Origin of the sequence: Streptomyces sp. NPDC046860, assembly GCF_040645115.1 — a bacterium.
In the GTDB taxonomy this organism is placed as follows: Bacteria; Actinomycetota; Actinomycetes; order Streptomycetales; family Streptomycetaceae; genus Streptomyces.
Map to the genome: position 1 here is coordinate 502,909 of NZ_JBEYXQ010000001.1, position 24,619 is coordinate 527,527.

At 75.1% G+C, this 24,619-nt stretch carries 9 protein-coding genes; all 9 read left to right on the forward strand.

Annotation, left to right across the window (positions count from 1 at the left end):
- The first annotated feature begins 39 nt into the window (after positions 1-39).
- Genes ABZ898_RS02265 through lysA form a run of 9 tightly spaced genes read left to right on the forward strand, consistent with a single transcriptional unit; the run spans position 40 to position 24,615 of the window.
- The gene (locus tag ABZ898_RS02265) at positions 40-1,050 is read left to right on the forward strand and encodes a TauD/TfdA family dioxygenase (protein ID WP_361651876.1); all 1,011 of its coding nucleotides are present in this window, start codon (positions 40-42) and stop codon (positions 1,048-1,050) included.
- Positions 1,047-2,054 (forward strand): TauD/TfdA family dioxygenase, encoded by a 1,008-nt coding sequence (locus ABZ898_RS02270; RefSeq protein ID WP_361651878.1) that lies wholly within the window; start codon positions 1,047-1,049, stop codon positions 2,052-2,054. The genes ABZ898_RS02265 and ABZ898_RS02270 overlap by 4 nt, the downstream gene beginning before the upstream one ends.
- Positions 2,051-7,045, forward strand: a complete 4,995-nt coding sequence (locus tag ABZ898_RS02275) for an amino acid adenylation domain-containing protein (protein ID WP_361651880.1) — start codon at positions 2,051-2,053, stop codon at positions 7,043-7,045. The genes ABZ898_RS02270 and ABZ898_RS02275 overlap by 4 nt, the downstream gene beginning before the upstream one ends.
- Positions 7,042-11,988, forward strand: a complete 4,947-nt coding sequence (locus tag ABZ898_RS02280; RefSeq protein WP_361651881.1) for an amino acid adenylation domain-containing protein — start codon at positions 7,042-7,044, stop codon at positions 11,986-11,988. The genes ABZ898_RS02275 and ABZ898_RS02280 overlap by 4 nt, the downstream gene beginning before the upstream one ends.
- A 41-nt stretch (positions 11,989-12,029) precedes the next feature.
- Positions 12,030-14,999, forward strand: coding sequence for an amino acid adenylation domain-containing protein (locus ABZ898_RS02285; protein WP_361651882.1), 2,970 nt, complete (start codon positions 12,030-12,032; stop codon positions 14,997-14,999).
- Positions 14,996-21,265, forward strand: coding sequence for an amino acid adenylation domain-containing protein (locus ABZ898_RS02290; RefSeq protein WP_361651883.1), 6,270 nt, complete (start codon positions 14,996-14,998; stop codon positions 21,263-21,265). The genes ABZ898_RS02285 and ABZ898_RS02290 overlap by 4 nt, the downstream gene beginning before the upstream one ends.
- Entirely contained in the window at positions 21,243-22,268 is a 1,026-nt protein-coding gene (sbnA, locus tag ABZ898_RS02295) for a 2,3-diaminopropionate biosynthesis protein SbnA (protein ID WP_361651884.1), read from the forward strand. Before ABZ898_RS02290 ends, sbnA begins: the two co-directional genes overlap by 23 nt.
- Positions 22,265-23,257 carry a 2,3-diaminopropionate biosynthesis protein SbnB gene (gene sbnB, locus ABZ898_RS02300; RefSeq protein WP_361651885.1) on the forward strand — a complete coding sequence of 331 codons (993 nt, stop codon included), beginning with the start codon at positions 22,265-22,267 and terminating at the stop codon, positions 23,255-23,257. Before sbnA ends, sbnB begins: the two co-directional genes overlap by 4 nt.
- Positions 23,258-23,262: 5 nt before the next feature.
- Positions 23,263-24,615, forward strand: a complete 1,353-nt coding sequence (gene lysA, locus ABZ898_RS02305; RefSeq protein WP_361651886.1) for a diaminopimelate decarboxylase — start codon at positions 23,263-23,265, stop codon at positions 24,613-24,615.
- Positions 24,616-24,619: the final 4 nt, after the last annotated feature.

Sequence of the window (24,619 nt, forward strand, 5' to 3'; positions counted from 1 at the left end):
CACGCCCGCCCTTGTGAAATGCCGTGATTCGGAGGAACTGTGTCAACCATTTCCCGCCGTCGCGCACGCGGTGGCTCCATCGAGGTGGACGACGCCTGGCAGGGCCGCACCCTCCCCGCCCTGGTGCGGGGCGACTCCAGCGCCGACCTGACCGCCTGGCTGGCCGGCAACAAGGCCACCGTGGACGGCCTCGCCCACCGGGCCGGCGCCGTCCTCTTCCGGGGCTTCGGCATCGACACCCCGGAGAAGTTCCGCGCGTTCATGGAGGCCCTCTCCACCGACGTGCTCGGCTACGGCGAGCGCTCCTCACCCCGGCACGAGGTCACCGAGGGCGTCTACACCTCCACCGACCACCCCGCCGACCAGCACATCGCCCTGCACAACGAGCAGTCGTACACCCTGGACTGGCCGCTCAGGATCGTCTTCTGCTGCCAGCGCGAGGCCACCCGGGGCGGGCGCACCCCGCTGGCCGACAGCAGGCGGGTGCTCGCCCGCCTCTCGCCGGACACCGTCGGGCGGTTCCGCGAGCGCGGGGTGCGCTACGTGCGCAACTACGTGCCCGGCATCAGCCTCACCTGGCAGGAGGCCTTCCAGACCGAGCGGCGCGAGGAGGCCGAGGCGTACTGCGAGCGCAATGGCATCTCCTGGTCCTGGGTCGACGGCGACCAGCTGCGCACCTGGCAGAGCAGGCCCGCGATCCACCGGCACCCGCTCACCGGCGACGAGACCTGGTTCAACCACGCCCTGTTCTTCCACAACTCCACCCTGCCCCGGGAGGTCGGCGACGGCCTGCTGTCGGCGCTGGGCGAGGAGAACCTGCCGTACCACACCTTCTACGGGGACGGGCAGCGCATCGAGGACGAGGTGGTCGAGGAGATCCGCGCCGCCTACGCCGAGGAGACCACCGGCTTCGACTGGCGCCAGGGCGACGTCCTGGTGGTGGAGAACATGCTCTCCGCCCACGCCCGCGAGCCGTTCGAGGGCCCGCGCCGCATCCTCGCCGCCATGGCCGACCCCCGCTCCGCCGCCACCACCGGCGGTGAGCGATGAGCGCGGGACCCGTGCGGCGCGCCCGCCGCACCACCGTCGAACCCGTCACCACGTCCTTCCTGGACGGTGACTTCGGGATGGTCGTCGAGTCCCGGTTCCCCGAACTCGACCTCGTCAGCCACCTCGACGCCAACCGCGCACAGGTCACCGAGCACCTCGACCGGCACGGCGCCGTCCTCTTCCGGGGCTTCTCCGTGCCGGACCCCGACCACTTCGGCCGGGCCGCCCGCGTCGTCGGCCCCGAACTCCTCGGCTACCTGGAGCGGGCCGCGCCCCGCAACGAGGTCGCCGACAAGGTCTTCACCTCCACGGAGTTCGCCTCCGACCAGACCATCCCGCTGCACCACGAGATGTCGTACTCCCACAACTGGCCCAGCAGGCTGTACTTCTACTGCGACCTGCCCGCCGAGACCGGCGGCGCCACCCCGCTCGCCGACGAGCGGAAGGTCACCCCGCTGATCCCGGCGGAGGTCCGCGAGCGCTTCCAGCGGCACGGCGTGCTCTACGTCCGCAACTACGGCGACGCCCTCGACCTGCCCTGGCACGAGGTGTTCCAGAGCACCGACCGGGCCGACGTCGAGGCGTACTGCCGGCAGTCGGCCACCGGCTTCGAGTGGACCGGCGACGGCGGCCTGCGCACCCGGGCCGTCCGCCAGGTCACCGCCCGGCACCCGCGCACGGGCGAGGAGGTGTGGTTCAACCACGTCCACCTCTTCCACTCCTCCAACATGCCGCCGGAGGTCCGCGAGGCCCTCCTGCGCGAGTACGGCCCCGAGGGCCTGCCGCGCAACGTCCACTACGGCGACGGCACCCCCATCGAGGACGAGGTCGCCGCCCTGATCCGCGGGCTGTACGAGGAGGCGGCCGTCTCCTTCCCCTGGCGGCGCGGCGACGTGCTGATGGTGGACAACTTCCTCGCCACCCACGGCCGCGCCCCCTTCACCGGCGAACGCCGCACCCTCGTCGCCATGTCCGACCTCTACGTGAATCGAGACGTCCTGTGACCACGGTCGACAGTTACCGGCTCTCCGCCCAGCAGCGGCGGCTGTGGGCCGACGCCCCGAAGGACCGGGTCGGCGCGAGGGTCCGCCTCGCCGGGCCCCTGGACCCCGCGCGGCTGCGCGCCGCCGTCGCCGCGCTGGTCGCCCGGCACGAGACCCTGCGCCTCGACATCGGCGACCTCACCGGCACCGGGCTGCCCGTGCAGGTCGTCCGCGACGACGCCACCGCCGACGTGCACCCGGCCGACGGCGCCCCGGACGGCGAGGCCCCGCTGCGGGTCGTGTACGGCCCGGACGAACTGGCCCTGGACGCCTCGGTGCTGATCGCCGACCCCGAGAGCCTGCGCGTCCTGCTCACCGAGCTCGCCGCCTGCTACGGCGGCGCCGCCCCGGTGGAGGACGAGGACCGCACCCAGTTCCTCGACGTCGTGGAGTGGCAGAGCGAGCAGGACCGCGCCGACCTGCCCGCCGACCCCGCCGCCCTGACCGCGCTCACCCTGCCCGCCCAGGCCCCCGGCGTGACCGGGGACGAGCCGGTGGGGGAGTACCGCGCCGCATGCCCCGCCCCCGACGGGGACGACGCGGCCCGCGCGCTCGCCGCCTGGGTCACCGCGCTCGGCCGGTACGCCGACGCCGAGACGCTCGCCCTCGCCCTGCACGACGACGGCCGGTCCGTCGACGGCACCCAGGGCGTCGTGGGCCCGCTCGCCGCCCCCGTCCGCTGCGAGGTCCCCCGTGACCTCACCGCCGAGGCCGCCGCCGAGCTGCTCGCCCAGGTCCGCTCCCGCAGCCTGCGCGTCACCCCGCTCGACCATTCCGTGGCCGCCGGCTTCACCCACGTGAGCGCCGCCGACCCCGGCCCGCTGGCCGCGCTCGGCGCCACCGGGGCCACCCTGGACGCACCCCGCCCCGAGGCCCCGCTGCACCTGACCTGCACCCGCGACGGCGCGACCCTGCGCCTCGCCCTCACCGCCGACCCCGCCGTGGCCGACCCGGCGGCCGCCGGGCTCCTGCTCGGCGCCGTCACCGCCCAGCTCACCGGCGGGCGCCCCGAGGACGCCGAGGCCGCGCTGCTGGCCGGATGGGAGGGCACCGCCGCCCCCCTCGGCGAGCACACCCTGCTGGGCCTGCTGGACGCGGGCGTCTCCGGTGCCGACCCGGCGCGCACCGCCGTCGCCGCCCCCGACGCCACCCTCACCTTCGGCGAACTCGACGACGCCGCCGCCTCGGTGACCGCGCGCCTGCGCGAACACGGCGTCGGCCCCGGTGACCGCGTCGTCGTCCTCGGCGAGCGCTCCGCCGTCACCGTCGCCGCCTTCCTCGGCGTGCTGCGCGCCGGAGCGGTGTACGTCCCGCTCGACCCGGCCCACCCGGCGCCCTGGCTGCGCCGCCTCGCGGCCACCGTCGACGCCTCGCTCGCCGTCGCCCCCAAGGGCTCCGCCGCCCTGCGCGGCCTCGCCGGCGCCCTGCCGACCCTCGAACTCGACGCGCCCGCCGCGACCGGCGCCACCGCCGCGCCGCACCCGGTCACCCCCGGCGACCCGGCGTACGTCATCTTCACCTCCGGCTCCACCGGCACGCCCCGCCCGGTCGTCGTCGGACACGGCAGCGCCGCCCACCTCTTCGACGCCCTCGAAGCCACCGTGTACGCGGACGCCGCCGAGGACCTGACGGTCGCCGTCAACGCCTCCTTCGGCTTCGACGCCTCCATGAAGCAGCTGATCCAGCTCGCCGCCGGGCGCTCCCTGTGCCTGGTCTCCGAGGAGACCCGCCGCGACGTGCCCGCGCTGCTGCGCGAACTCGCCCACCGGGGCGCCGACGTGCTCGACTGCACCCCCTCCCACCTGCGGCTCGTCCTCGACCACCGGGCCAGCGGCCAGCGGCTGCCCGGCCTGCTGCTGATCGGCGGTGAGCCGGTGGACGCCGGGCTGTGGCAGCGGGTGGCCGAACTGGAGGGCGTACGCGCCGTCAACGTCTACGGGCCCACCGAATGCACCGTCGACGTCACCGCGGCCCCCGTCACCGCGGACACCGAGCCCTCCATCGGCCGCCCCCTGCCCGGCTTCCGGGTCCGGGTGCTGGACGCCGCCGGACGGCCCGTACCACCGGGCGTCCCCGGCGAACTCTTCGTCACCGGACCGCAGGTGGCGCAGGGCTACTGGGGCGACCCGGAGGCCACCGAGGCCCGCTTCACGACCGTGGACGGAGTGCGCGGCTACCGCACCGGCGACCGGGTGCGCCTCCTGCCCGACGGCCGCCTCGCCCACCTCGGACGCGCCGACGAACAGCTCAAGATCAACGGCTACCGCGCCGAGCCCGCCGAGATCGCCGCCGTGCTCGCCCAGCACCCCGCCGTCGCCCAGGCTGTGGCCGACTGGCGGGCGGACGAGAAGTCCGGCACCGGCACCCTCGTCGGCTACGCCGTGCCCCGCCGCGCCACCGGACGCCCGCTGAACGTCGAGGACATCGCCGGCATCAACCCGCACGAGACGCGCTACCTGTTCGACGAGATCTTCGTCCAGCAGACCTATCTGCGCGGCGGGATCACCCTGCGCGAGGACGCGGTCGTCGTCGACGTCGGCGCCAACATCGGCATGTTCTCGCTCTTCGTGGACCGGGCCTGCCCCGGCGCCCGCATCCTCGCCTTCGAGCCGCTGCCCGAGGCCCACGCCCGCCTCACCGAGAACCTCCGCCACCGCACCGGCCCCACCGAGATCTTCGGGTTCGGTCTCTCCGACCGCGAGCAGTCGGCCGCGTTCACCGTCTACCCCGGCTACTCCATGATGTCCGGCCAGGCCGAGTACGCCGACCCGGAGGCCGAGATCGCGCTCGTCCAGACCTTCCTGGAGAACCAGCGCGACGACGAACTCCTCGGCGAGGTCTCCGAGATCCTCGCCGACCGCTTCACCCCGCGCGAGGAACAGGCCCGGCTGCGCCGGCTGTCCGACGTGCTCACCGAGACCGGGGTCGACCGCATCGACCTGCTGAAGATCGACGTGCAGCGCGCCGAACAGGACGTGCTGCGCGGCCTGGACGACGCACACCTCGCCAAGGTCCAGCAGATCGCCATGGAGGTCCACGACGACACCGGCGCCGCCCCGCACGGACGGCTCGCCGAGATCGCCGGGCACCTGCGCGGACACGGCTTCGAGGTCTTCTGCGAGCAGGACGAACTCCTCACCGGCACCGACCGGTTCACGCTGTGCGCGGTCCGCCCCGAGTACCGGGACGACCCCCGCCCGGCCGCCGAGCCGCCCGTCGCCGTGCCGGACGCCGCCCTGCTGCGCCAGTGGCTCGCCCAACGGCTGCCCGAGCCCCTCGTACCGGCCACCGTGGTCCTGCTGGACGCCCTCCCGCTCACCGTCAACGGCAAGATCGACCGGGCCGCGCTCCCCGCGCCCGAGCGGCCCCGGACCACCGCCCGGCCCGCCACCGCCACCGAACGCGCCCTCATCACCATCTGGGAGGAGGTGCTCGGCCGGGAGAACATCGGCGTCGAGGACAACTTCTTCGCCATCGGCGGCGACTCCATCCGCGCCATCCGGATGCGTGCCTCGGCCGTGAAGGCCGGCCTGTCCTTCCCGCTGCGGGACGTGTTCCGCAACCAGACCGTGCGCGCGCTCGCCGCCGGCATCGAGGGCACCCAGGCCGCGGCACCGGCCGCCGGAGCGCCCTTCGCGCTGCTCGACCCGGCCGACCGGGCGCTGGTCCCGGCGGGCGTGAGCGACGCCTACCCGCTCACCGCCCTCCAGCTCGGCATGGTCTACCTCGGCGAACTCTCCGAGGGCGACGGGCACGCGTACCACGTCGTCACCGTCGACACCGTCGAAGGGCCCTGGGCGCCCGAGGCGACGGCCGCCGCCGCCGAGGACCTCACCGCCGCGCACGACATCCTGCGCACCTCCTTCGACCTGGCCGCGTTCAGCCGCCCGATGCAGCTCGTGCACGAGCGGGCCACCGTGCCCGTGCGCACCGAGGACCTCACGGGCCTGCCCGAGGAGGAGCGGCGGCGCCGGGTGCGCGAGGTCGTGGACGCCGAGAAGGCCACCCCCTTCGACTGGCGCGCCCCCATGCTGCGCCTGCACGCCCTGCGCACCGGCGAGCACACCTACGAGCTGGTGCAGACCCACTTCCACGGCGTGCTGGACGGCCTCAGCCTGCACCTGATGACCAGCGAACTGCTGGCCCGCCTCGACCACCACCGGTCCGGCACCCCGGCCCCCGCGACCGGACCGGTGCTGCCCTACCGGCGCCACGTCGAGGCCGAACTCGCCGCCCGCGAGGACACCGGCACCCGCGCCTTCTGGCGCGACACCCTGGCCGGCGCGCACCCCCTGCGGCTCGCCGGGGAACACGTCCCCGCCATCGGCACCTCCCGCGTGCTGGAGCCCGCCGGAGCCACCGCCGGCGCACTGGACGAGGCCGCGCGCCTCGCCGGGGTGCCGGTGAAATCGCTGCTGCTCGCCGCGCACGTCCGCGCGCTCGCCGCCGCGTTCGGCACCGACGGCGCCGGCGAGGTCGTCACCGGCCTGGTGGTCAGCGCCCGGCCCGCCGAGGAGGGCGGCGACCGCACCCTCGGCCTGTTCCTCAACACCCTCCCCGTCCGCACCGACCCCGGCGCGCCCGGACTCGCGGGAAGGCTCTGGGAGTACGAGCGGTCCCTCATGGGCCACCACCTGATGCCGCTCGCCGACATCCAGCAACTCGCGGGATCAGGACCGCTGTTCGACTCCTTCTTCAACTTCACCCGCTTCACCGGCATCGCCCCCGCCACGGACGGCTCGCGCGTGGTCTCCGAGCACGACGACACCGTCGACGTCGGGTTCGCCCTCGCCTCCAACGCCGACATCGGCCCGGCGGGCGCCCGGCTCGTCGTGCAGTACGACGCGGCCGCCCTGCCCGCCGAGCGGATCGACGCCTACGCCGACCGGCTGCGCGCCGAGGTCGAGGCACTGGCAGCACACCGGGACGACAGCACGGAGGACGCCCGATGACCATCGTTCCGCGCCACACCCGCCGCCGTACCCCCGTCGCGGCCGCGCCCGAGGACGCCCACGGCCCCGACCGGCCGCTGTCGCTGCCGCAGCAGCAGCTCTGGTTCATGGACCGGGTGCAGCCCGGCGGCTCGCTCTACAACCTGCCCGTCGTGCTGCGGCTGCGCGGCGCGCTCGACGTCGGTGTGCTCCAGCGCTGCCTGCGGCAGATCGTCGCCCGGCACGAGGTGCTGCGCACCCGCTTCCCCGACCGCGACGGCGTCCCCGTGCAGGTCACCGCGGCCGGCGCCCATGTGCCGCTGCCCGTGCACGACCTGTCGGCCGCCCCCGCCGAGGAGCGCGAGGACCTCCTGCGCAAGCTCGTCACCGAGGAGACCCACGCGCCCTTCGACCTCGCCGGGGGGCCCGTCCTGCGGGCCGCCCTGGTGCGCGCCGGCGCCACCGACCACGTGCTGGTGCTCACCTTCCACCACATCGTCTTCGACGGCTCCTCCTGCGGTGTCCTCCTCGCCGAACTGGGCGAGCTGTACAGCGCGCACACCGAGGGCCGCGAACCCCGGCTGCCCACGCTGAACCTCCAGTACGCCGACTGGGCCGAGTGCAGCCGCGCCACCGACACGACCGGGCAACTGCGCTACTGGCAGGAGCGGTTCGCCACCCCGCCGCCCACCCTCCAGCTCCCCGCCGACCGGCCCCGGCCCGCCGTGCAGAGCTACCAGGGCGCCGCCGCCCCCTTCGAGGTGGGCGCGGACCTCACCGCGGCCGTCGAGCGGCTGGCGGAGGAGGAGGGCGTCACCCCGTTCGCCGTCATGCTCTCCGCCTTCTTCGTGCTGCTCGCCCGCTACACCGGCCAGCACGACCTGGCCGTCGGCGTGCCCGTCGTCCGCCGTCCCGAACCCGACCTCGACCCGCTGATCGGCTGCTTCGTCAACACCCTGGCGATCCGCGCCGACGTGGACCCGGCCGCCGGGTTCCGCCCGCTGCTCGCGCAGGTGGCCGAGTCGGTGTACGCGGCCTTCGAGAACATGGACGTCCAGTTCGACGACGTGGTCCGGGTGGTCGAGCCCGAGCGCGACCCCAGCTACTCCCCGCTGGTGCAGGCCAGCTTCGGCATGCTCGCCGCCGGGCAGACCGGCGAGCTGACCCTGCCGGGGCTCACCGCCGAACTGCTGGAGGACGAGCGGCTCACCTCCAAGTTCGACCTCAGCCTTGACCTCATCCAGAAGGGCGACGGCTTCCAGGGCGAACTGGAGTACGCGACCGACCTGTTCGACGCGGCCACCATGCGCCGCGCCGCCGGACACTGGCTGCGCCTGCTGACCGGGCTGGTCGCCGCGCCCGACGCCCCCGTGGCCACCGTGCCCCTGCTCACCGCGGAGGAGGAGAGCCGCCAGCTCCGCGACTGGAACGACACCGCGTCCCCCGTCGGTGACGTGACCACCATGCACGCCCTGTTCGAGGCGCAGGCGGCCCGCACCCCCAACGCCCTCGCCGTGGTCAAGGGCGAGGACCGGCTGACCTACGCCGAGCTGGACCGCCGCGCCAACCGGCTCGCCCATCTGCTCCGGCGGCGCGGAGTGCGCGCCGAGACCCCGGTCGGCGTCTGCATGGAACGCGGCACGGACACCGTCGTCGCCTTCCTCGGCGTGCTCAAGTCGGGCGGCGTGTACGTGCCGCTCGACCCGGAGTACCCGCGCGAGCGGCTGGAGTACATGCTGGCGCACGCGGCCGTGCCCCTGGTCGTGACCACCACCGCCACCCTGCGCGACCTGCCGCCGGTCGAGGGCGCCCTGCTGCTGGACGAGGAGGCCGCGGCGCTGGCCGGGCTGCCCGGCACCGCGCCGGACGCCGAGGTCGCCCCGGACAACCTGTCCTGCATGTTCTACACCTCGGGCTCCACCGGCACCCCGAAGTGCGCGATGGTCACGCACGCCAACTACGTCAACTACTTCCGCTTCTGGGAGTCGGCGTATCTGGGCGGCCACCCGATGCGCTCCCACCTGCAGATGACGAGCTTCGCCTTCGACATCTTCATCGCCGACGCCACCCGCGCCCTGTTCAGCGGCGCCAAGCTGGTCGTCGTCCCGCACGAGACGGTCATGTCCCCGCCGGACCTGTACCGGCTGATGGTGGCCGAGGACGTCAACAGCGCCGAGTTCATCACCCCCATCCTGGCCGCGCTGGTCGACCACCTGGAGGAGACCGGCGCCGACCTGTCCTTCCTGGACCTGCTCGTCGCCGGCAGCGACATCTGGTACGCGCGGGACTACATGCGGGTACGCGCCCTGTGCCGCCCCGACACCCAGATCGTCGCCGCCTACGGGCTCAGCGAGACCGCCATCGACAACGCCACCCTGGCCCGCGCGGAGGTGCCCGAGGTCATCGAGGGCATCGTCCCGATCGGCCGCCCCACCGGCAACAACCAGGTCTACGTCCTCAACGACCGGCTCCAGCCGCAGCCCGTCGGCGTGCCCGGCGAGCTGTACGTCGGCGGGGCCGGCGTCGGCCGCGGCTACCACCGCGACGCCTCCCGCACCGCCCAGCGCTATCTGCCCGACCCGTTCTCCCCGCAGCCCGGCGCCCGGCTCTACCGCTCCGGCGACCTCGCCCGGTACCGGCCCGACGGCGTGCTGGAGATCCTCGGCCGGATCGACAACCAGGTGAAGGTCAACGGCTTCCGCATCGAACTGGGCGAGATCGAGTCCGTGCTGCGCGCCCACCCCGACGTGGACAACGCCGTCGTGGTCGTCCACACCGCGAGCGGCACCGGGGAGACCCGCCTTGTCGGCTACGTCACCTTCGTCGCCGCCGCCCGGCCCGACCTCACCCCGTACCTGATCGACCGGCTGCCCGCCTACATGCTGCCCTCGGTGCTCGTCACCCTGGACGAGATGCCGCTGAACGCCAACGGCAAGATCAACCGGCGCGCGCTGCCCGAACCCGCCTCCGCCGCGGGACGCGCCGCCGCGGGCGGTGCGCCCCGGACCCCGGTGGAGGAGATCCTCGCCGGGATCTGGGCCGAGGTGCTCGGGCTCACCGAGGTCGGACGCTCGGACAACTTCTTCGCCCTGGGCGGCAGTTCGCTGCTGATGACCCAGGTCGTCTCCCGGATGCGCCGCGTGCTCGGCCGGGACGTGCCGCTGCGCACCCTCTACCAGCACCCGACCGTGGCCGCCCTCGCCGCCGAGCTGGCCCGCGCGGGCGACGGCCGCGCGGAACGGCCCGTCACGGCCGTCCCCCGGGACCCCGCCGGACATCCGCTCTCCTACGCGCAGGAACAGCTCTGGTTCCTCGACCGGCTCGGCGAGGGCGACGTCAGCTACAACGTCCCCGAGACCCTCCGGCTGCGCGGCCCGCTCGACACCGACGCCCTGGCGGCCGCCCTCCAGGCGCTGACCGACCGGCACGAGGCCCTGCGCACGGTGTACGTACGCGGCACCGGCGGGCGGCCCGTCCAGCTCGTCCGGGACACGGTGAGCGTGCCGCTGGGGCGCGCCGACCTCTCCGGACTGGACGGCACCACCCGCGAGGCGGCCCTGCGCGAGCTGATCCGCGCCGACGAACTGCGCGCCTTCGACCTGGAGCACGGGCCGCTGATCCGGGCCACCCTCGTCGCCACCGGCGAGGACGAGCACCTCCTGCTGCTCAACCAGCACCACATCGCCACCGACGGCTGGTCCTCCGGGCTGCTCCTGCGCGAACTGGGCGAGCTGTACACCGCGCACACCGAGTCCCGCCCGGCCGGGCTCGCCCCGCTGAGCCTGCAGTACGCCGACTTCGCGGTCTGGCAGCGCGCCTGGCTCGACGGCGAGGAGGGCCGCGCGGGACTCGCGCACTGGCGGGAACGGCTCACCGGGGCCCCCGAGACCACCACGCTGCCCCTGGACCGGCCCCGCACCCCCGCCGTCACCCGGGCCGGCGCCTCGGTCGCCTTCACGGTCCCGGACGAGGTGTACGGCGCGCTGCGCGCCTACGGCAGGGAGCGCGGCGCCACCCTGTTCATGACGCTGCTCGCCGCCTTCGACGTGCTCCTCGCCCGCGCGGGCGGCGACCCCGAACTCGTCGTCGGCACACCCGCCTCGGGCCGTACCCGGGTCGAACTGGAGCCGGTGATCGGCTTCTTCACCAACGTCCTGGCCCTGCGCACCCGCGTCGACGACGACCCCGTCTTCGCCGACCTGCTCACCCGCGTCCGGGACACCGCGCTCGACGGCTACGCCCACCAGGACGTGCCCTTCGAGCGGGTGGTGGAGGAGCTGCGCCCGCGCCGCGACCTCGGCCACAACCCCCTGTTCCAGGTGGTGTTCTCGCTGGACGACGCGGGCACCGGCACGCTCGGCCTGCCCGGCGTGGAAGCGGAGGAGGTGCGGCCCGCCTACAGCACCGCCAAGTTCGACCTGGAACTGATGCTGGAGCAGCGCGACGGCACCCTCGGCGGCACCTTCACCTACCGCACCGACCTGTTCGACGCGGCCACCGTGCAGACCCTGTGCGCGGCCTGGCTGCGGCTGCTCGGGCAGCTCGCGGCGGACACCGGGCGCCGGATCTCCGCGTACGACCTGCCCGAGCTGGCCGCGCTCGGCACCGCGCCGAAGACCCCGGCCGCGCAGGCGCCCGCCCCGGCCCCGGGGCCGCCCGGCCCGGACGGGGAGCTGCTCGGCCGGGTGATGGGCGCGCTGTGGGCCGAGGTGCTGCTCACCGACGCCGCACCGGAGCCCGGGGACGACTTCTTCGTCCTCGGCGGCCACTCGCTGCTGGTCACCCAGCTCACCTACGGCGTCGAGGACCTGCTCGGCCTCGCCGTGCCGGTGCGGGCGCTCTTCGAGAACCCGACCCTGGGCGCCTTCACCGCAGAGGTGGGCCGGCGCGCCGCCGAGGAGGGCGGCGCGGAGGGAGCCGGGGAGTTCGCGGCGCGGCTGCGCGCCCTGGCCGAGCAGATCTGACCCGCCCGACCGGGCGGCGCACGACGGGGGAGGAGCACGCGGTGATCGCGCAACTGTTTCGGGACCGGGCGGCCGGGGAGCCGGACGCCCTCGCCGTCAGCGACGGCACGACGACGCTGACCTATGGCGAACTGGCCGTGGCGGCGGAGAAGTTCGCTCGCGGCCTGGCCGGGCTGGGCGTGCGCCGGGGAGACCTGGTCGGTCTGCTCGGCGGGCGCTCGGCGGCCGGGGTGACCGCACTGGTCGGCACGGTGCTCGCGGGAGCCGCGTACCTCCCCCTCAACCCCGGCTGGCCCGCCGCCCGGCTGCGGCAGATCGGGGACCTGGCCCGGCCCCGCCTCGTCGTCCGCCTCCCGGACGCGGCCGCGGATCCGGCCCTGGGGCGGGACGTGCGCACCATGTCCGAGGTGACGGCGGCGGCCCGCGCCGCCGGTCCCGTCCCCGACGGCACCGGGGACACACCCCCGGCCTACGTCATGTTCACCTCCGGCAGCACCGGCGCCCCCAAGGGTGTCGTGGTCGAACAGCGGGGCGTGCTGCGGCTGGTGAGCGAGCCCACGCACCCCTGGCTGCCCACCGGGACACGGGCCGCCCACGGCGCCGCCCCCGAGTTCGACGCCGCCACGCTGGAGGTGTGGGGCGCGCTGCTGAACGGAGGCTCGCTGCACATCGCCGACGCGGAGACCATGGCCCGGCCCGCCGCGTACGCCGCGTTCCTGCGCCGGGAGCGGATCGGCTTCGCCTGGCTGACGGCACCCCTGTTCCACCGCATGGCCGACCACGACCCGGCCATGTTCGCGGGCCTGCGCACCCTGATGACCGGCGGTGACGTCGTCTCCCCGGGGCACGCGGCAGCGGTGCTCGCCCACTGCCCCTCCCTGGCCCTCTACAACGGCTACGGGCCCACCGAGAACACCGTCTTCACCACCGTGCACCGCGTCACCGCCCCCGTCCCCGACCCGCTGCCCATCGGCCGGGCCGTGGCGGGGACCGAGCTGTACGTGTGCGACCAGGCCGGGCAGCCGGTGCCGGACGGCACCGAGGGCGAACTGTGGACGGGCGGCGCCGGGCTGGCCCGCGGCTACCTCGGCGACCCCGCACTCACGGCGGCCCGCTTCCCGGGCGGCCGCTACCGCACCGGCGACCTGGTCACCCGCGACGCCGACGGAGTGGTCCGCTTCCACGGACGCGCCGACCAGCAGGTCAAGATCCTCGGCAACCTGGTGGAACCCGCCGAGGTCACCGCCGCCCTGCTCGCCCTGCCCGGCGTGCGCCAGGCCCACACCGTCGCCGTCCGCGACGAGACCGGGGAGGCCCGGCTGAGCGCCTACGCCGTCACCGGCGCCGACCCCGGCGCCCTGCGCACGGCGCTCGCCGAGCGGCTGCCCCGCTACCTGCTCCCCGCCCACCTCACCGTCCTGGACCGGCTGCCGCTGAAGGCCAGCGGCAAGGTCGACACCGCCCTGCTGCCCGCGCCCCGGACGCACGAGGACACCCCGGCTGCGGACGAACTGACCGGGCTGTGGGCCCGGGTGCTCGGCCAGGACCCGGCCGCCATCGGCCCCGACAGCGACTTCTTCGCCCTCGGCGGCGACTCCGTACGCCTCGGGGTGCTGCTGGACCGGATCGAGGCCCGCCTCGGCCGCAGGCTCGGCTTCCGCGAGGTCTACGCGGCCCCCACCCCGGCCGGGATGCGCGCCCTGCTCGCCCACCCGGGGGAGGCCACCGTGCCCGTGCCGCGCGGCACCGGGCGCACCGGGCCCGCGCACCCCGCCCAGCGCGGGCTGTACGCGCTCTGGCAGGCGGACCCGGACTCGGTGGCCTACAACATCCCGCTGCGCCTGGACTTCGCAGCGCCCCTCGACCCCGAGCGGCTCCAGGCCGCGCTGGACGCCCTGGCGGACCGGCACGAGGCCCTGCGCACACGGCTCACCGCCGACACGGACGGCATCCGGCAGGAAGTCCTCGACGGCGTCACCGTACGACTCGAACCGGTCGACACCGAGGGCGAGTTCGTGCGCCCCTTCGACCTCGCCGCGCCCCCGCTGCTCCGCGCCCGCCTGGCCGGCGAACGGCGGCTCCTGCTCGATCTGCACCACACCGTGGCGGACGGCGTCTCGGTCCGCGTCCTCGTGCGGGAACTGCTCGTCCTGCTCGCCGGGCGGACGCCCCCGCCCGTGCCGCTGCGCTGGCTGGACGCCGCCCGCTGGTGCGCCGGACGCGACGACGACCTCGGCCACTGGCTGACCGCGCTCGCCGGGGCGCCCGGCGGCGGCACCCTGCCCACCGACCGGCCGCGCCCCCCGCGCCCCACCGACGCCGGGGGCCGGGTGCGCCGCGACCCGGTCGCCGCCGACGCGGTGGAGAAGACCGCCCGCGTGCACGGCACCACCCCGTTCGTGGTGCTGCTCGCCGCCTACGCCACCGCACTGGCCCGCGTCGGCGGCCTCACCGACCTGGTGGTCGGCACCCCCGTGCACGGCCGCACCCACCACGAACTCGCTTACGTGGTAGGCATGTTCGTGCAGACCGTGCCGCTGCGGGTCCGGCTCGGCGCGGACACCACGCTCGGCGCCCTGGTCGCGGCCCTGCGCGAGAGCCACCAGGACGCGCTGGACCGGGGTGCCGTCCCCTACGACCGGCTGGTGCGCGAACTGGGCACCGCCGGGCCCGGACTGCGCGACCCGCTGATCGACGCCTTCTTCGGCCTGCAGAACCTCGACTCCTACGAGTTCGCCGAGGCCGGGCTCACCGCCTCGCTGGACTTCCTCCACCCCGGCACCACCCGCTTCGACCTCAACCTCCAGGTCCACGTCCGCCCCGACCGCCTGGTGTGCGACCTGGAGCACTCCACCGAGCTGTACGAACGGGCCTCCGCCGAGCACCTGCTGGACTCCGTCCTGCTGGCACTGGACGAGATCGCCACCGCCCCCGAGGGCCCGGTGCTGCGGCGCCCGACGGCGCGGACCTACGCCAGTGACGCCGACTTCGACTTTGGAGCAGCACGATGACCACGTTGCGCGGCAGCCAGGCCCTGAACGAGTACCCGGAGCAGACCCGGTACTGGCGGCGCTGGGCCACCGCGCTCGACGCGGCCACCCTGCTCCACCACGACCTCCTCGCGGGCACCGGCCCGGAGGAACCGGACACCGGGGTGTGGGAGCAGGACCTCGACCCCGGGGCCGTCACCCGCGCGAGCGCGCTGACCGGTGACGAGGCCACCCTGACCGAGGTGTTCGTCACCGCCGCGGCGGCCGCGGTCGCCGCGGGCGAGACCGACAGCGCCCGCGTCTGCGTCCGCACCCGCGCCGGGGACCGGGACTTCCCCGTCCTCGTCGACGTCGGCACCGACGCCCGCGCCCTGCTCACCGAGGTCCGCCGCGCCTACCGCGAGGGCGCCGCCCACCTCGACGTCCCGCCCGCGCAGGTGCTGGCCGCCGAGGGCGTCGTCCCCACCGACCTCGCGGTGCTGCCGTACACCCGGACCGGACTGCCCGACGGGATCACCGTCGGGTTCGCGGTGCGCGGCGGCAGGCTGAAGCTCACCTACCGCGCCGACCTCCTGCTGCCCGGCACCGCACGCCGCCTGGCCGCCCGGTTCGCGCGGGCCCACGCCCGCATCGCCGCCCTCGGCCCGGTGCGCGGGACACCGGACGCCGCGGAGGCGGAGCCGGTCGAGCGGGCCAACCGCACCGCCCGCGACCACGGGCCCGCCGTCCTGCTGCACGAGTTCGTCCAGCACGCCGCCGCCCGGCACCCCGGCCGGCCGGCCGTGCTCGACGGGGACGGCCTGACCTACGCCGAGTTCAACGCCCGCGCCAACCGGCTCGCCCGCCGGCTGCGCGAGCTGGGCGCCGGACCCGGCGAGATCGTCGCCGTCGCGCTGCCCCGCGGCCCCGAGGCGCTGACCGCCTTCCACGCCGTGCTCAAGGCGGGCGCCGCCTACCTGCCCGTCGACCCGGCGCTGCCCGAGGCGCGCCGCCGCCACATGGTCACCCACAGCGGCGTCCGGATCGCCGTCGGCGCCGACTGCCCCGGCGCCGCCCACCTCGTGGACCCCGCCGACCCCGCGCTCGGCGCGCTCGACGGCACCGACCTGCCCCCGCTCGCCACCGGACGCGACCTCGCCTACGTCATCTACACCTCCGGCTCCACCGGCCGCCCCAAGGGCGTCATGGTGGAACACCGGGCGATCGTGAACCGGCTGCGCTGGATGCAGCGGCAGTACCCACTGACCCCCGCCGACGTCGTCCTGCACAAGACGCCCACCGCGTTCGACGTCTCCCTGTGGGAGATCTTCTGGTGGGCGCTCGCCGGCTGCGCGGTGACCACCCTGCCCTCCGGCGACGAACGCGACCCGGCCGCCCTCGCCGCCCGCATGACCGAACACGGCGTGACCACCGTGCACTTCGTGCCCTCCATGCTCCAGGCGTTCCTCGCGCACTGCGCCGAGGGCACCGCGCCCGCCGGGCTCGGCCGGATCTTCGCCAGCGGCGAGGCGCTGCCCGCCGACGCGATACCCGCCCTCGCCCGCGCCTTCCCCGGCCCCGGCGCCCCGGCGCTGATCAACCTCTACGGGCCGACCGAGGCCGCCGTCGACGTCACCCACCACGACTGCACCGGCCACGACCCGCGCCGCCCGGTCCCGCTCGGCACCCCCATCGACAACATCCGGCTGCGCGTCCTCCTGCGCGACGGCAGCCCCGCCCCGGTCGGCGTCCCCGGCGAGCTGTACCTGAGCGGCACCGGCCTGGCCCGCGGCTACCTCGGCGCCCCCGGACTCACCGCCGAACGCTTCGTTCCCGACCCCACCGCGCCCGGCGAGCGCTCCTACCGCACCGGGGACGCCGCCCGCTGGCGGGAGGACGGCACGGTGGAGTACCTGGGCCGCCTCGACGACCAGGTGAAGGTGCGCGGCCACCGCATCGAACCCGGCGAGATCGAGCACGCCCTCGCCGCCCTGCCCGGCGTCACCGAGTGCGCGGTGGCCCTGCGCGAGGGCGCCCTGTGCGCGTACGTCGTGTCGGCGCGGCCCGACCCGGACGCGCTGCGCGCCGGGCTGGCCCGGCAGCTGCCCTCCTACATGGTCCCGGCCCGGTTCGTCCCCGTCCCGGCGATCCCGCGCACCCCCAACGGCAAACGGGACCTGAAGGCCCTCGCCGCGCTGCCGGCGGGCTCCGGCTCCGGCACCGGCCGGGTGGCCCCGCGCACCCCACTGGAGGAGGAGCTGGCCCGGATCTTCGCCGCCGCGCTAGGCCGCGAGGACCTCGGGACCACGGACAACTTCTTCGAACTCGGCGGCGACTCCATCAAGTTCATCGGCGTCCTGGCCGCCGCCCGCCGCGCCGGGCTCGACTTCACCTTCCAGGAGCTGTTCGCCCACCCCACCGTCGCCCTGCTCGCCCCCCTGGTCCGCCGCAGCGCACCCGGCACCCCCGAGACCCCGGCCCCCTTCCCCGGCCTGCCGGCCGCCGACCGGGCCGCGCTGCCCGCCGGTGCCGAGGCCGCCTACCCCCTCTCCAGCCTCCAGGCCGGGCTGCTCTACGAGATCGCCACCCGCGACGCCGCCGTGTACCACGACGTCTCCGGCTACCGCTACGACGCCCCGCTGGACCCCGCCCTCTTCCTGCGGGCCGCCGCCGAGGCCGCGCGGACGCACCCCATGCTGCGCACCTCCTTCCACACCACCGGCTTCTCCCGGCCCGTCCAGGTCGTCCACCGCGACGCCCCCGACTGGTGCGCGGTCGTCGACCTCACCGGCCAGGACGCCGACGCCCAGCGCGCCTACCTGGAGCGGGCCGGAGCCGCGGAACTCGCCACCGGCTTCCCCGAGGGCACCGTCGGCCCCGTACGGATGCGGCTCGTCCTGCTCGGCGGCGACCGCCACCACCTGCTGCTCAGCTACCACGCCGCCGCCCTCGACGGCTGGAGCGTCAACCGGCTCCTCTACGACCTGTTCGACCTCTGCCTCGGCAGCACCGGCCAGGACGGCCCGCCCGGCACCGGGTACGAGGAGTTCGTCGCCCTGGAGCAGCGGGCCGTCGACTCCGCGCGCGACCGGGACTTCTGGCTCGGCCGGCTCGACGGCGCCGACGCCACCACCCTGCCCCGCACCCCCGGCGCCGCCCTCGACCCCGCCGAGACCGTCCGCACCCTCGACGTCCCCCTCGACGCGGACCTCGGCACCGCCCTGCTCGCCACCGCCGCCCGGCTCGGCGTCCCCCTCAAGTCCGTGCTGCTCGCCGCGCACAGCGCCGTGCTCTCCTTCGCCGCCGGACGCGACGACATCACCACCGGCTACGAACACAGCGGCCGCCCCGAACGGCAGGACGCCGAGCGCACCCTCGGCCTCTTCCTCAACACCCTCCCCTTCCGCGTCCGCACCGACGCGGCCAGCTGGGCCGAGCTGGTCCGGCGGGTCTACGACGAGGAGGGCGCGCTCCTGCCGCACCGCCGCTACCCCCTGGGCGAGACGACCAGGCACCTGCGCCGCCCGCTGTTCGAGGCCGTCTTCAACTTCACCCACTTCCACGTCCTCGGCGCCCTCGCCCGCCGCCACGGCGCCCGGCTGCGGCGGGTCTCCGTGCACAGCCAGACCGAGTTCCCGCTGCGCGCCGAGTTCTCCCGCGACGCCCTCGACGACTCCGTGGCCCTGCAACTCCACTACGACGGCTCGGTCTTCGACCGGGCCGGGGCGGCACGCTTCGGCGGCTACTACCTGCGCGCGCTGCGAGCCCTGGCCGCCGACCCCGACGCCGCGCCCTTCGCCCGCACCTTCATGAGCGAGGAGGAACGCGACTGGCTCGCCCGGCACCGGTCCGGTCCCGTCCGGGAGGTGCCCGGCGCCACCCTGCTCGACCGGTTCGCCGGCACCGCCGCCCGCCACCCCGACCGCACCGCCGTCGGCCACGGCACCGCGACGCTCACCTACGCCGAACTCGACCGCGTCTCCGACCGGCTGGCGCACGCCCTTACCGCGCGCGGCGCCGGACCCGGTGACGTGGTCGCGGTGCGCATGCCGCGCGGGCTGCCCTGGGCGGTGACCCTGCTCGGCGTCATGAAGGCGGGCGCCGTCTACCTGCCGCAGGAACCCGGCGACCCCGCCGACCGGCTCCGGCACGCCGTGACCCGCAGCGGCTGCCGCCACGTCGTCACCGAGGCCGAGTACACCGCCCTGCTCGCCGCGCCCGGGGCCCGGCCCGCCCGTGAACCAGGCCCCGACGACCCCGCCTACGTCATCTTCACCTCCGGCTCGACCGGCGAACCCAAGGGCGCCGTCGTCGAGCACCGCGGGATGCTCAACCACCTCCAGGCCAAGGTCGACGACCTCGCGCTGACCGGCGACGACGTGGTCTCCCAGGTCGCCTCCCAGTGCTTCGACATCTCCGTGTGGCAGCTCGTCGCCCCGTGGCTGACCGGCGGCCGCAGCGTCATCCACGACGCCGTCACCGACCCCGCCGAGTTCCTGGACACCGTCGTCGCCGAGGGCGTGAGCGTGCTGGAGGTCGTGCCCTCCCTGCTCGACGCCCTGCTCGACACCTTCGGCGGCTCCCCGCGCCAACTGCCCGACCTGCGCTGGCTGATGGTCACCGGCGAGGCGTTCGCCCCCGCCCTCTCCCGCCGCTGGTTCGCCGCGTTCCCCGACATCCCGGTGGTCAACGCCTACGGGCCCACCGAGGCGTCCGACGACATCACCCACCACGTCCTGCGCGGCCCCGCGCACACCGAACGCGTCCCCGTGGGCACCCCGGTCATCAACACCACCCTGCACGTCCTCGCCGAGAACGGCACCCCGGTCCCGCCCGGCACCCTCGGCGAGATCCATGTGACGGGCCCCTGCGTCGGCGCCGGATACGTGGGCGACCCCGAGCGCACCGCGGCCGCCTTCCCCGCCAACACCCTGGACACCACCTCCGCCCGCGCCTACCGCACCGGCGACCTCGGCCGCTGGCTGCCCGACGGCACCCTGGACTGCGTCGGCCGCCGGGACCAGCAGGTCAAGCTGCGCGGCCACCGCGTCGAACTCCCCGAGATCGAGCAGGCGCTGACCCGGCTCGACGGCGTCGACCAGGTCTTCGCCGAGGTCCGCCGGCACGGCGGGCGTACCGTGCTCGCCGTCTGGTACACCGGCACCGCCGAGCCCGACCTCGGCCGGCTGCGCGAGGAGGCCGCCCGGCTGCTCCCCGCCTACATGCTGCCCGACGTGGTGGCCCGGCTGGAGAGAGTGCCGCTCAACCGCAACGGCAAGGCCGACCGCAACGCCCTGGCCGCCCGCCCGCTGCCCGTGCTCACCGCCCGCACCCCCGAACCGCCCGCCGACGACACCGAACGCGCGATCGTCCGGCTGTTCGCCCAGGCGCTGGGCGTGCCCGAGGAGTCCGTCGGCGCCAACGACGACTTCTTCGACCTCGGCGGCCACTCCCTGGCCGCGATGACGGTGGCCGCCCGCTCCGAGGGCCTGGTCACCGTGCGCGGGCTGCTCCAGAGCCGTACCGCCCGCGCCCTGGCCCGCGGCGCCGCCGGCACCGGCGGGCTGCTGGTGGAGCTGGCCGACGCCCCGGACCCCGGGCTGACCGTGGTCTGCTTCCCGTACGCGGGCGGCACCCCGGTCGGCTACCTGCCGCTCGCCAAGGCGCTGCAGGACACCGGGCCGGTCCGGTTCCGCGTGCTCGACCTGCGCGAGGACGACGTACCGGCCACCGGCGCGCTGCTGCGCGACCTCGCCGCCGAGATCGGCGATCCGAACGGCCCGCTGGTCCTCCTAGGGCACTGCGCCGGGGCCGGAGCCGCGCTCGCGCTCGCCCGCGCGCTGCCCACCCCGCCGCCCGTCGTCCTGTTCGGCAAGACCCTGAAGTCCACCGACCCCGCCGACCACCCCGTGACCGAGGTGAGCGCCGCTTCCGAGGAGACCGTCGCCGGATGGGTCGTACCCGGTGAGCCGGGCGCCCCCGCACCCGACACCGCGCCCGCCGTGCTCCGGGCGCTGCGCCGGGACACCGCGCTGGGCAACGCCTTCCTGCAAGAGCTGCTCACCGGCCCGAGCCGCGCCGACCACCCGCTCACCGTGGTGCTCGCCGCCGACGACCCGGTGACCCGCGACCACGAACACACCGCCGGCCGCTGGGGCCTGCTGGCCCGCACCCCGCACGTCGTCCGCACCGAGGACGGCGGCCACTACCTCAACCAGTCCCGACCCCACCTGCTGGCCGACGTCCTACGACGGTCCGCCGCCGGCCGAGCACCGGAGGGCCCGCATGCTGTACGACAGCGCCCATGACGCCGGGGACCCGCACTGCTTCGTGCGGCTCCCCGGATTCCTGCCGCACGCCGAGACCTGGCTGAAGCTGGAGGCGCAGAACCCGGCCGGCTCCATCAAGATCAAGGCCGCCCGCGCGATGATCGCCGCCGCCGAGCAGGCCGGCCGGATCGGCCCCGGCACCCGGCTGATCGAGTCCACCTCCGGCAACCTCGGCATCGCGCTGGCCTCGATCTGCGCCGCCCGCGGCTACCCGGTCACCCTGGTCACCGACCCCAACGCCAACTACCGCAGCGTGCAGCAGATGCGGGCACTCGGCGCCGACGTGGTCATCGTCGACCAGCGCGACGCCAACGACGGCTTCCTCGGCTCCCGCATCGCCCACATCAGCCTCAAGCTCGCCGCCGACCCGGCGCTGGTGTGGCTCAACCAGTACGCCAACCCGGCCAACGTCGCCGCCCACCGCGAGGGCACCGCGGTCGAGATCACCGAGGGGTTCGGGGTGCCCGACCGGCTCTTCGTCGGCGTCGGCACCTCCGGCACGCTGATGGGCTGCCTGGAGCACTTCGACCGGATCGGCGCGTCCACGGTCGTCGTCGGCGTCGACGCGGTCGGCTCCGTGACCTTCGGCGGCCCGCCCGCCCGGCGCCTCATCCCCGGCCTCGGCTCCAGCCGGGTCCCGGAGATCTTCCGGCACGGCCGGCACGTCGGCTACGAACGGATGCTGGTGCCCGAACCGGACGCCATCGTCGCCTGCCGCCGCACCGCCGCCGAGCACGGACTGCTCGTCGGCGGCTCCACCGGCACCGTGCTCGCCGCCGTCCGCGCGAGCGCCCACCGGATACCCGCGGGCAGCCGGGTGCTGGCCGTCTCCCCGGACCACGGCCACGCCTACCTCGACACCGTCTACGACGACACCTGGGTGGCCGCCCACTACGGCCCGGACTTCCTGAAGGACATCGGGGGGCGGCCGCTGCCGCCCGCCCGCACGCCGGTGACGGCAGAGAGCGAGAGCAGCAAGTGACAGCGACGACACGCCCCTTCACGGTGGTCGGCGGCCAGGCCGTGCGCGAGGCGCTGGCCGGCCACGAGAAAGAGGTGGTCGAGCGGGTGCGCGAGGCGTACCTGCTGCACGACGCCGGTGACACCATCAACCCCGACAGCTACTTCCTGCGCTTCCCCGACAAGCCCGACAGCCGCATCATCGCCCTGCCCGCCTACCTCGGCGGCGGCGCCGACGTCGCCGGGATCAAGTGGATATCCAGCTTCCCGAAGAACACCGGACGCGGCCTGCCCCGCGCCTCGGCCGTCCTGGTGCTCAACGACTACGAGACCGGCTACCCCGTCGCCCTGCTGGAGTCCGCCGCGATCAGCGCCGCCCGCACGGCCGCCTCCGCCGCGCTCGCCGCCCGCACCCTGGTGCCGGGCCCGCCCGCGAGCTGGGGCGTGGTCGGCACCGGGGTGATCGCGCGGGAGATCTGCCGCTACCTCACCGCGAACGGCCTGGGCGCCGAGCGCGTGCACTGCCACGACCTGGACCCCGCCGCGGCCGCCGCCTTCGCCGCCCGCTTCCCCGGCGGCACCGCCACCGGCCTTGACGCGGCCCTCGACGCCGACCTCGTCGTCTTCGCCACCACCGCGCTCGCCCCGTACGTCCCGGCCGGCCACCGCTTCAAGCCGGGCCAGACCGTGCTGCACGTCTCGCTGCGCGACCTGGCGCCCGAGACCCTGCTGGAGGCCGCCAACCTCTGCGACGACGTCGACCACTGCCTGAAGGCGAACACCTCCCCGCACCTGGCCGAACAGCTCACCGGCGGCCGGGACTTCATCACCGGCACCCTCGCCGACGTCCTGCACGGCAGGGTCGCCCCCGACCCCGGCCGGCCCGTCATCTTCTCCCCCTTCGGCATGGGCGTCCTCGACCTCGCCGTGGGCTCCTACGTACTGGACCGGGCCGTCGAGGCGGGCACGGCCACCGAGATCCCGGGGTTCTTCCCGGCGGAAGGCGAATGAACGACATGAGCGACACCCTCAAGCCCGACTGGCTGACCGAACCGGCCGACCTCAACGCCCTCTCCCCGCACCTGTGGCCGGCCACCGCCGCCCGCGACTCCTCCGGTGTCCTCACCGTGGGCGGGCTGCGCGTCACCGACCTGGCGGCCGAGTTCGGCACCCCGATGTACCTGTTCGACGAGGACGACTTCCGGGCCCGCTGCGCCGAGTTCCGCACCGCCTTCGACGACTTCGACGTGTACTACGCGGGAAAGGCGTTCCTGTGCAAGGCCGTCGCCCGGATCTGCGCCGAGGCCGGACTCGGCCTGGACGTGTGCACCCTGGGCGAGCTGAAGACGGCCATCGCCGCCGGATTCCCCGGTGAGCGCATGGTGCTGCACGGCAACAACAAGTCCGCCGAGGAACTCACCACCGCGCTGCGGCACGGCGTCGCCCGCATCGTCGTCGACTCCTTCGACGAACTGGCCCTGCTGAAGGAGCTCGCCGCCGACACCGGCGTACGGCCCACCGTGCTGGTCCGCGTCAACGTCGGCGTGCGCGCCGACACCCACGCCAACATCGCCACCGCCCACGACGACCAGAAGTTCGGCTTCTCCCTGCGCACCGGGGACGCCGCCGCGGCGGTGGCCTACGCGCACGACGCCGACGAGATCGAACTCGCCGGGCTGCACATGCACCTGGGCTCGCAGATCTTCGGCATGGACTCCTTCGAGGTCGGCGTCGCCCGCATGATGAAGGTCCGCGCCGACTTCATCCGCGCCTGCGGCGCCGGACTCCCCGAGGTCAGCGTGGGCGGCGGCTTCGCCATCGCCTACCGCGACCACCACCAGCCCCTCACCCCGGCCGAGATCGCCGACGCGCTGCGCCGCTTCAGCGAGGAGAGCTGCCGCGGACTCGGCGTCCCGACACCCCGGCTGGCCATCGAGCCCGGCCGCGCGGTGGTCGGCCGGTCCGCCTGCACCGTCTACCGGGTCGGCACCGTCAAGAACGTCGAGGGCCTGCGCGCCTTCGTCTCCGTCGACGGCGGCATGAGCGACAACATCCGCCCCGCCCTGTACGACGGCATCTACTCGGCCGTCCTCGCCGACCGCCTCACCACCGCCGCGCCCCGCCTCTCCCGCGTGGTCGGCGTGCACTGCGACGCCGGCGACGTGGTGGTGCGCGACGACTACCTCGCCTCGGACATCCACTCCGGCGACCTGCTCGCCGTGCCCTGCACCGGCGCCTACTGCCGTAGCCTGTCCAACAATTTCAATCACACCCCGCGCCCGCCCGTCGTCGCCGTCCGCGGCGGAACCGCCTCGGTGTGGCTCCGCCGGGAGACCTACGACGACCTGCTCGGCCTCGACCTCGGATAGGACC

Coding starts and splice junctions, on each gene's coding strand:
- sbnA (WP_361651884.1), top strand. CDS start 21,243: ATGCTGTACGACAGCGCCCATGACGCCGGGGACCCGCACTGCTTCGTG.
- ABZ898_RS02270 (WP_361651878.1), top strand. CDS start 1,047: ATGAGCGCGGGACCCGTGCGGCGCGCCCGCCGCACCACCGTCGAACCC.
- ABZ898_RS02290 (WP_361651883.1), top strand. CDS start 14,996: ATGACCACGTTGCGCGGCAGCCAGGCCCTGAACGAGTACCCGGAGCAG.
- ABZ898_RS02280 (WP_361651881.1), top strand. CDS start 7,042: ATGACCATCGTTCCGCGCCACACCCGCCGCCGTACCCCCGTCGCGGCC.
- lysA (WP_361651886.1), top strand. CDS start 23,263: ATGAGCGACACCCTCAAGCCCGACTGGCTGACCGAACCGGCCGACCTC.